The organism is Pseudoroseomonas ludipueritiae, from assembly GCF_014490445.1.
In the GTDB taxonomy this organism is placed as follows: Bacteria; Pseudomonadota; Alphaproteobacteria; order Acetobacterales; family Acetobacteraceae; genus Pseudoroseomonas; species Pseudoroseomonas ludipueritiae.
In genome coordinates, this window is record NZ_JACTUZ010000034.1 from 25,496 (window position 1) to 34,142 (window position 8,647).

The 8,647-nt window shown below is 71.2% G+C and carries 9 protein-coding genes; 6 read left to right on the plus strand and 3 right to left on the minus strand.

What is annotated here, in order from left to right:
• Window positions 1–20: 20 nt before the first annotated feature.
• Entirely contained in the window at window positions 21–824 is an 804-nt protein-coding gene (locus tag IBL25_RS10220; RefSeq protein ID WP_187778447.1) for a lipid-binding SYLF domain-containing protein, read from the minus strand.
• A 78-nt stretch (window positions 825–902) separates the two neighbouring features.
• The gene (locus tag IBL25_RS10225; RefSeq protein ID WP_187778448.1) at window positions 903–1,532 is read right to left on the minus strand and encodes a histidine phosphatase family protein; all 630 of its coding nucleotides are present in this window, start codon (window positions 1,530–1,532) and stop codon (window positions 903–905) included.
• A gap of 187 nt (window positions 1,533–1,719) precedes the next feature.
• On the opposite strand from IBL25_RS10225, the gene IBL25_RS10230 reads away from it, so the two are divergent.
• From IBL25_RS10230 to dgt, 4 genes are all read left to right on the plus strand, one after another.
• The gene (locus IBL25_RS10230) at window positions 1,720–1,959 is read left to right on the plus strand and encodes a hypothetical protein (protein WP_187778449.1); all 240 of its coding nucleotides are present in this window, start codon (window positions 1,720–1,722) and stop codon (window positions 1,957–1,959) included.
• Window positions 1,960–2,017: 58 nt separating this feature from the next.
• The gene (locus tag IBL25_RS10235) at window positions 2,018–2,716 is read left to right on the plus strand and encodes a metallophosphoesterase (RefSeq protein ID WP_187778450.1); all 699 of its coding nucleotides are present in this window, start codon (window positions 2,018–2,020) and stop codon (window positions 2,714–2,716) included.
• Window positions 2,717–2,788: 72 nt separating this feature from the next.
• The gene (gene rfaE1 / locus IBL25_RS10240; RefSeq protein ID WP_238940336.1) at window positions 2,789–4,309 is read left to right on the plus strand and encodes a D-glycero-beta-D-manno-heptose-7-phosphate kinase; all 1,521 of its coding nucleotides are present in this window, start codon (window positions 2,789–2,791) and stop codon (window positions 4,307–4,309) included.
• Between the two features lie 21 nt (window positions 4,310–4,330).
• Entirely contained in the window at window positions 4,331–5,650 is a 1,320-nt protein-coding gene (gene dgt / locus IBL25_RS10245; RefSeq protein WP_187778452.1) for a dGTP triphosphohydrolase, read from the plus strand.
• Here dgt and IBL25_RS10250 read toward each other — a convergent pair.
• The gene (locus IBL25_RS10250) at window positions 5,647–6,102 is read right to left on the minus strand and encodes a hypothetical protein (RefSeq protein ID WP_187778453.1); all 456 of its coding nucleotides are present in this window, start codon (window positions 6,100–6,102) and stop codon (window positions 5,647–5,649) included. The two genes, dgt and IBL25_RS10250, sit on opposite strands and share 4 nt — an antisense overlap.
• A gap of 300 nt (window positions 6,103–6,402) precedes the next feature.
• Here IBL25_RS10250 and mgtE point away from each other — a divergent pair, with 300 nt between their 5' ends.
• Both mgtE and IBL25_RS10260 read left to right on the plus strand, forming a co-directional pair.
• Entirely contained in the window at window positions 6,403–7,770 is a 1,368-nt protein-coding gene (mgtE, locus tag IBL25_RS10255; protein WP_187778454.1) for a magnesium transporter, read from the plus strand.
• A 63-nt stretch (window positions 7,771–7,833) separates the two neighbouring features.
• Window positions 7,834–8,647: HAD-IC family P-type ATPase (locus IBL25_RS10260; protein WP_187778455.1), on the plus strand; the 814-nt coding region annotated here is incomplete at its 3' end.

The window sequence follows — 8,647 nt, forward strand, 5'->3', positions numbered from 1 at the left end:
CCTTCCTTTATGGCGGCGCCTCAGCGCAGCGGCGTGGACTGCACCCCGCCCTGGCTGGCCTGGGGCTGGTAGGTCGGCATGGCCTCACCCTGCGGCTGGGCGGGCTGCGGCGGCACGGCGCCCTGCGCGGGCGGGCCGAAGCGCATCAGCATGCCACGCAGCGGATCGGCGCCCGGATTATGCGCGGCCATGTCGATCACGATCTGCCTCGCCGAATAGCCCTGGCCATAATAAGCGCGGTTCGACTCGCTGCGGTTGCTCATCAGGGAGCCGTCCAGCGATAGGCCAGCGTAAAGGCCGCGGCTTCTGGCGACCGTGACGATATCGGCACCCACCGCCGCCGTGGTGGAGCCGGCGATGCCGCCGCCGATGGTCGCCACCGCGACCGAGGCATCGGCGCCGATCTTGAACTGGCTGTCCAGCAGCGCGCCCAGGCCCTTGTTGGTCAGGATCATCATCATGACCTGCGCGTCCTGCACGCCGATCTGGAAGCCGATGGAACCCGCGCCCAGCGTATAGAAGGCCGGCGAGGACCAGGACCCTCCCCCGTCCCGTGCCAGCAGCACGCAATCGCCGCCCTGGCCGCCCAGGATGAAGCCGGCACGGAAGATGCGCGGGCAGACCATCACGGCCCGGGCCCGGCGCAGCAGGCTCTGCGCATCGGTCTGCGGCCCTTCGGAGCCGCTGAGCATTTCCTGCACCGTCAGGGTGGCGCGATCCACCAGCACCTGCTCCTCACCCTGGGCGGTGCCGGCGCAGGCAGGCAGTACCAGTGCCAGGGCCATCACGGCCCCCCGGGCTTTCAGGGAGATAGAGCGCTGCATGAAAGACCTCCGCCAAACCTTTGGCATGACATGGACTTCCAGCGCGGGCGTGGCAAGCCAAACTTGCGCCAACACCGCTCAGGGCAGGCTCAGCGGCGGCTCCTCGTTCACCGAAACCACGCGCCAGTCGCCCTGGTGCCATTCCAGCCGCGTCAGCGACAGGTTCTTGACCGAGAACTGGAAAGCCTGGTGCGGGTCCAGCCGCAAGGCATAGGCCAGCGCGGCGCGGATGGAGCCGCCATGGGCAATCACCACCACATCCTGCCCCGGCATCTGCTCCACCATATCCTCCAGCGCCGGGCCGACGCGGCCGATCACATCGGACAGCGCCTCTCCGCCGGGCGGCCGCTCATCGGCGGCATGGGGCCAGAAGGGATGCGGCGGGGCGGTCAGGCGGGCGGTGAATTCCTCATGCGTGATACCCTGCCATTCCCCCAGGTGCTGCTCCACGAAGCGCGGCTCCACCTCCGGCTCCACCATGCGGTAGCCGGCGGCGAAGATGGCGGCGGCGGTGGAGCGGGTGCGCGCCAACGGCGTGGTGAACCAGCGCGCGCCTTCCGGCAGGCGCGCGGCCAGCCACTGATAGGCGGCGCTGTCCTGCGCCAGGGCCATGGCGCAGATGGATACATCCATGTCGCCATACATCACGGTTCTCGCCGAAGGCTCGACGATGGCGTGGCGGATCAGAAAGAAGCGGGTCGGGTTCACGCCAGGTCTTTAAGCCCTCCGCCCCGGCGGGGAAATGCGGGCGCGGATGAATTCGCCGCGCCTGCCGTCCGGTTCACCCTTTGTTCAAGGAAGGCCCGGCAGGATGCGCGCCGCGGCCCCCTTGCCCTCAAAAGGACGGCAGGCCCCGCGCAACAGCCCCGGCACGCGGGGCCAGGAGGAGGCCAGAATGTCCCTTGCCGCATCTTCCCCCGCAGGTCGGGAGGCGGCCCTGAGCCTCGCGCTCTGGCCGGAGCCGGAGCCCGAGCCGGACTGGGTTTCCGAGATCAGCATGGCCCTGCCGCCGCTGCCCGAGTCGCTGCCGCCGGTAACCTTCTCCCTGCCTCCCGGCAGCGGCGATCCCTATGAGCGGCTGCTGGCGGCGCTGTCCGGCCGGGACGGCAGGGCGGATTCCATCTGGTTCGGCTGACCCGCCCCCTTCCAAGGGGGACGTGCGGCGGCGCCGTGAATCTGCTGAGTTGCGCCGCATGTCCTTCTCTCCCCCGCTCCAGCCGGCCCCGGGCCGCCTGCCGCCCGGTCTCCGCGTCTATGCCATTGGCGACGTGCATGGCCGCGATGACCTGCTGGCCCGGCTCCATGCCGCCATCGCGGCGGACTGGGCGGCGGCGCCAGCCGCGCGGGCGGCGGTGGTGCATCTGGGCGATTATGTGGACCGCGGGCCGGACAGCCCTGGCGTGCTGCGCCGCATCGCCGGTCCGCCCCCCATCCCGGGCGCCGAGTCGGTCACGCTGCGCGGCAATCATGAGGCTCTGATGCTGGATGCCCTGGCCCCCGGTGCCTCGGCCCAGGCGCAGTTCCTGTGGCAGGTCAATGGCGGCCAGGCCACGCTCACCGCCTATCGCGGCCATGTGCCGGAGCGGGACCGCGAGATCCTGCGCGGCCTCGCCCTGTCCTGGCGCGCGGGCGATTACTTCTTTGTCCATGCCGGCATCGACCCTCGTAAGCCGCTGGAAGCGCAGGCGGAGGCCGACCTGATCTGGGTGCGCGAGCCCTTTCTCTCCTGGCCCCGGCCGCTCGGCGTGGTGGTGGTGCATGGCCATACGCCGGCGCCCTGGCCGGAGATCAGGCCCCACCGCATCGGCATCGACACGGGCGCGGTGGGGGGCGGCGCGCTGACCTGCCTTGTGCTGGAGGAAAGCGGTCTGCGCTTTCTTTCGGCCTCCTGAAGGCATCTGCGTTACGCCATCCGCATGAGGCTGTCTTGCGCCTCAGGCCGGGGCTGCGCTAGGCCCATGGCAATGCAAGGCCCCTTGCCCCCCGCGGACCCGGCGAATCCGGTGGATCGCACGCCCAATTCCGTCACCGACACGCCCGGCCCCGATCTGGCCGAGGCGGTGCGGCAGCTCAAGCGTGCCTCTGTGCTGGTGGTGGGCGATGCCATGCTCGACCGCTACGTCTATGGCCAGATCAAGCGCATCTCGCCCGAGGCCCCGGTGCCGATCCTGGGTGTGGAGCGCGAGGTGGCCATGCCCGGCGGCGCCGGCAATGTGGTGCGCAACCTGACGGCGCTGGGCGCGGCGGTGGCCTTTCTCTCCGTGGTGGGCGACGACCAGGCGGGCAGCGACCTGACCGGGCTGATCGGCGGCCAGCCGGGCGTCGAGCCCTGGCTGCTGGTGCAGGGCGGCCGCGCCACCACCACCAAGACACGCTTCATCGCCAGCGGCCAGCAGGTCATGCGGGCCGACCACGAGATCGCCCGCCCGATCCATGAGCGGCTGGCGGACCGTCTTGTGCGCATCGCCGCCGATACGGTCGCCGCCACCAGCGTCATGGTGCTGTCGGACTACAACAAGGGCGTGCTGTCCAACGACGTGCCGGCGCGGCTGATCGCCGCCGCCCGCGCCGCTGGCCGCCGCGTGGTGGTGGACCCCAAGGGGCACGATTATTCCCGCTACGCGGGTGCCGACATCATCACCCCCAACCGGGCCGAGCTTGCCCTGGCCACCGGCCTGCCGGTGGAGACGGAGGAGGAGATCGTCGCCGCCGCCCGTGCGCTGCGCGAGGCCCATGGCTTCGGCGCCGTGCTGGTGACGCGCAGCGAGGACGGCATGACGCTGCTGGACGGCGACACGCTGCACCATTTCCCGGCCGAGGCGCCGGAGGTGCATGATGTCTCCGGCGCGGGCGATACCGTGGTGGCGGTGCTGGCGGCGGGCGTCGCCTCCGGCCTGCCGCTGCCGGTCGCGGCGCGGCTGGCGAATATCGCGGGCGGGCTGGTGGTCGGCAAGGTGGGCACGGCCGTTGCGCGGGAGAACGACCTGCTGGAGGCGCTGACGCCCGAGCGCGGCACGCTGCGCAAGGTGATGCGCCGCGCTTCCGCCGCCGAGCAGGTGGAGCGCTGGCGCCAGCGCGGCTGGCGCGTCGGCTTCACCAATGGCTGCTTCGACCTGCTGCATCCGGGCCATGTGCATCTGCTGGAACAGGCGCGAAGCTGGTGCGACCGGCTGGTGGTCGGCCTGAACGCCGATTCCTCCGTGAAGCGGCTGAAGGGCCCGAGCCGCCCGATCCAGCAGGAAGCGGCGCGGGCCGCCGTGCTGGCCTCCCTCTCCACCGTCGACCTGGTCACCATCTTCGAGGAAGACACGCCGGTGGAGCTGATCCGCCTGCTGCGCCCGGATGTGCTGGTGAAGGGCGCCGATTATACCGTGGCCCAGGTGGTGGGCGGCGAGCTGGTGCAGGAATGGGGCGGCGTGGTGAAGCTGGCGGAGCTGCTGCCGGGCAATTCCACCACCGCCACCGTGGCCCGCATCCGCGGCTGAGGCAGGACGGCACCGGGTGCCATGAACTGGCGCGACCTGTTCAACACCGGGCGCTTCCCGGACCGGCCGGCGCGGGACGACCCCGCGCGCAACCCCTTCCAGATCGACCAGGACCGCATCGTCTTCTCCCGCCCCTTCCGGCGGCTGCAGCAGAAGACGCAGGTGCATACCATGATCGGCAACGCCCATGTGCGGAACCGGCTGGTGCATACGCTGGAAGTGGCCTCCATCGGCCGCTCCATCGGCTTCGGCGTCGGCGCGGCGCTGCGGCAGGATCTCGCCGCCGCCGGGCGCACGCCGGACGACCTGGGCTACCTCGTGCAGGCGGTCTGCCTGGCGCATGACATCGGCAACCCGCCCTTCGGCCATGCCGGGGAAGAGGTGATCGCCCATTTCATGCAGGACTGGCTGGCCGGACCCGGCGCGAAAAGCGGCCTGGAGCTGGATGCCGACCTCGGCTTCTTCGACGGCAATGCCCAGGGCTTCCGCATCCTCACCCGCTCGGACGGCTACCGGGAGCGCGGCGGGCTGCGGCTGACCTTCGCCAGCCTTGGCGCCTTCATCAAATATCCCTGGTCCGCTTCCGACCCTCGTGCCGCGCGGCGCGGCATGCCGGGGGTGAAGTTCAACCATTTCGCCACCGAGGCCGAAGCCTTCGGCACCGTGCTGCGGGAATGCGGCATGGCCGGCCCCCTGCCCCGCCACCCGGCTGTCTGGCTGATGGAAGCGGCGGACGACATCACCTACGGCCTCGCCGATATGGAAGACGCGGTGGAGCTGGAGATCGTGCCCTTCCGCACCTATCGCGACCTGGTCATGCCGCTGACCGACATCACCGAGGCGCGGCTGGCCGAGGAAGAGGGCATCCCGCAGAAGATCGCGCTGCTGCGCTCGGCGGCGGCGGGGCGCCTAATCGTCGCCGCCGTCGAGGCCTTCTGCCAGCGGCAGGCGGATTTCCTGGCCGGCCAGCCGCTGCGCGGTGCCAAGGGCCTGACAGACCTCCTGCCGCCGGAACTGGCGGAGCCTTTCCGGGCCCTGGCCCAGGCCAATAGCGACACGCTCTACATGCATCCGCGCAAGGTGCAGTTCGAAATCGGCGCGCGGGACGTGCTGGAAAAGACGCTGGGCGTTTTCCTGGAAGCCAGCCTCGCCTTCGTGCAGGCGGGCGGCAGCGAGGAACGCCTGCCGCTGCGCGCGCAGCAGGCGCTGGTGCTGATGCAGGACTACCGCCCCCGTCCCGGCTTCTCCGCCAGCGAGACGCTGCGCTGCGCCATCGACTTCGTGGCGGGCATGACGGACGACTATGCCGCCAATCTGGCGGCGCGGCTGCGCGGCCTTTAGCGCCCCACCGGCTCCATGCTCACCGCCGGCGCCGGGACGGGCGCGCGGGCTGGCACCGGCTGGCGCAGGCAGCCGCGCACGATGGGGGCGCAGACGCCGTTCTCGCCGCCCCGGTCGTCATTGTCGCCGGTATAGTTCAACCCGATCACGCGCCCCTCCGCCACGCGGAACAGCGCGTGGCAATAGCTGCCGCTGCCGGCCAGGTTGAAGCCGCCCACCAGCGGCAGCGTGACATTCACCCCGCCGATATTGCCGTTCTTCTGCTCGTAGGACAGCAGCTCCGTCCCGTCCTCCAGTTGCTTGGTGCGGGTCGGGATGCCGGCGCAGGCCTGGAGGTCGTCGGTCCGCATCCCCACCAGCTTCTGCTGCGCTTCCTCGGCGACGCGGGAACCGGCGGTGCCGCAGGCGGTGAGGGCCAGGAACAGGAACGGAGTCAGGCAGGCAAAACGCATCGTCTCTCCTTCGGCGAAAGGGCTCGCAGGCGGCAGGTGGGGCCTTGGGTGTCCCGGTTGAACCCCGGCGCGCGATCCTGCTTGACGCCGGGGCGGCGGAGGTTCATCAGCCCCGGCATGCGGCAAGGGCAGGCTCCCGCCTGCCGGCGCCGCTTTCCAGGAACCCCAAGCATCATGCCAAGCGACAGTCCAGGCGACAGTTACAGTCGATTGTCCAAGCCGCTCGCGGCCGTCGCGGACTGATCCGGCAGGGTCGGCTCACCGCGCGCCGCGCCAGCGGCGGGACGCAACAGGTGAGCCATGCACGACCTCATCACCCCCGCCGCGCCCGGGCCCGGCGGCGACACTTATTCCCTGGCCACACTGCATGTGGCCGACCTGGTGGAATACCTCAACGACCTGCCGGAAGCGGTGGCGGCGGAAACGCTGGCGCGGCTGCCGCTGGAGCGCGCCACCGAGGTTTTCGACCGGCCCGAGCTGAACCGCAGCGGCGAGCTGTTGCAGGCCCTGCCCGCGGCCCTCAGCGCCAGTATCCTCATCGAGATGTCGGCCGACCGCGCCGCCGATGTGCTGCGGCTGCTGGACCGCGCCTCGCAGGCCCGGCTGCTGGCGCCGCTGGAGCCGGAGCCCGCCGGCACGCTGCGCCGCCTGCTCTCCTACCCCGAGCACAGCGCCGGCAGCCTGATGACCACCGAGCTGGTTTCCCTTCCCGCCACCGCCACGGTGGCCGAGGCGCTGCGCCATATCCGCGAGGTCGAGCGGACGCGGGAGACGGTTTATGCCATCTACCTGCTGGACCCGCGCACGCGGGTGCTGCTGCGCACCATCTCGCTCCGCCGCCTGATCACCGGGGAGCCGGAGCAGAAGGTCATGGACCTCGCCCTGGCGCGGGAGCCGGTGACGGTGACGCCCGAGACCGACCGGCGCGAGGTGGCGCGGCTCTTCGCCCGGCACGATCTGCTGGCGGTGCCGGTGGTGGATGCGCGCCGGCAGGTGCTGGGCATCGTCACCGTGGACGACGTGATCGACGCCATGGTGGAACAGGGCACCGAGGAAGCGCACCGCTTCGGCGGGCTGGAGGCGGTGGACAAGCCCTACCTGCGCCTGGGCTTCGGGCAGATGCTGCGCTCCCGCGCCGGCTGGCTCTGCGTGCTGTTCCTGGGGGAGATGCTGACGGCCAGCGCCATGCAGCATTTCGAGGCGGAGCTGGAGAAGGCCATCGTCCTCACGCTCTTCATTCCGCTCATCATGTCCTCGGGCGGCAATTCGGGCTCCCAGGCCACCTCGCTCATTATCCGCGCCCTGGCGCTGGGGCAGGTGCGGCTGCGGGACTGGTGGCGCGTGGCGATGCGGGAGGTACCGACCGGGCTGGCGCTGGGGGGTATCCTGGGGCTGCTCGGCATCGGGCGCATCGCGCTCTGGCAGCAGCTTGGCATCTACGACTATGGCGAGCACTGGGCGCTGGTGGCGCTGACGGTGGGGCTGGGGCTGCTGGGCATCGTGCTCTTCGGCTCGCTCACCGGTTCCATGCTGCCCTTCGCGCTGCAAAGGCTGGGCTTCGACCCCGCCAGCGCCTCCGCCCCCTTTGTCGCCACGCTGGTCGATGTGACGGGGCTGGTGATCTATTTCAGCGTGGCGCTGATGGTGTTGCGGGGAACACTGCTCTAGCCGGCGCCCCGCCATCACGTTCCGGGTCCAGTTTGTGCCATGCTGGAACGGAGCGATCCGGAGATGCCGACGATGCGCCGCTACCTCCTTCTTGGCTGGGTGATCGCGGGGCTGGCCATGGGCGGCGTGCTGGCCCTGATGGGCGGCCACCGCACAGCGGCCTGGGTCTGGTCGGCGGCCGCCGCCCCGGTGGCGCTGCATGTCGGCCTCAACCTCCTGCGCTCACTGACGGGCGGCCGGCTGGGCGTCGACGTGATCGCCTTCGCCGCCATTCTGGGCGCCGTGGCCCTGGGCGAGGCGGCGGCGGCGGCCGTTATCGCCCTGATGGTATCGGGCGGGGAGGCGCTGGAAGCCTGGGCGGAAGGCCGCGCCACACGGGCCTTGACCGACCTGATGGCACGCGCCCCGCGCCGCGCCGCGCGCCTCAGCGGCGATGCGGTCGAGGAGATCGATGTCTCCGCCATCCGCCCTGGCGACCTGCTGCTGATCCGGCCGGGCGATACCCTGCCCGCCGACGGCCTGCTGGTGGATGCCGTGGCCATCCTGAACGAGAGCATGCTGACCGGCGAGCCCCTGCCCGTGGAGATCCGCCAGGGCGGCCGGCTCCGCAGTGGCGGGGTCAACGCGGGCGGCGCCTTCAGGCTGCGGGCCGAGCGGGAGGCGGCGGCCAGTTCCTACGCCGCCATCCTGCGCCTCACCGAGGAAGCGGCGGCCGCGCGCGCGCCGCTCACCCGGCTGGCGGACCAATGGGCCCTGGGCTTCGTGGCCTTCACCGCCGCGCTGTCCTCCGCGGCCTGGGCCCTGACCGGCGACCCGGTGCGGGCGCTCGCGGTGCTGGTGGTGGCCACCCCCTGCCCGCTGATCCTGGCCGCCCCCG

What these genes read in the sequence shown, in the direction of transcription:
- mgtE (WP_187778454.1), top strand. Translation starts at nt 6,403, where the DNA reads ATGCACGACCTCATCACCCCCGCCGCGCCCGGGCCCGGCGGCGACACT.
- IBL25_RS10250 (WP_187778453.1), bottom strand. Translation starts at nt 6,102, where the DNA reads ATGCGTTTTGCCTGCCTGACTCCGTTCCTGTTCCTGGCCCTCACCGCC.
- IBL25_RS10230 (WP_187778449.1), top strand. Translation starts at nt 1,720, where the DNA reads ATGTCCCTTGCCGCATCTTCCCCCGCAGGTCGGGAGGCGGCCCTGAGC.
- IBL25_RS10235 (WP_187778450.1), top strand. Translation starts at nt 2,018, where the DNA reads ATGTCCTTCTCTCCCCCGCTCCAGCCGGCCCCGGGCCGCCTGCCGCCC.
- dgt (WP_187778452.1), top strand. Translation starts at nt 4,331, where the DNA reads ATGAACTGGCGCGACCTGTTCAACACCGGGCGCTTCCCGGACCGGCCG.
- rfaE1 (WP_238940336.1), top strand. Translation starts at nt 2,789, where the DNA reads ATGCAAGGCCCCTTGCCCCCCGCGGACCCGGCGAATCCGGTGGATCGC.
- IBL25_RS10220 (WP_187778447.1), bottom strand. Translation starts at nt 824, where the DNA reads ATGCAGCGCTCTATCTCCCTGAAAGCCCGGGGGGCCGTGATGGCCCTG.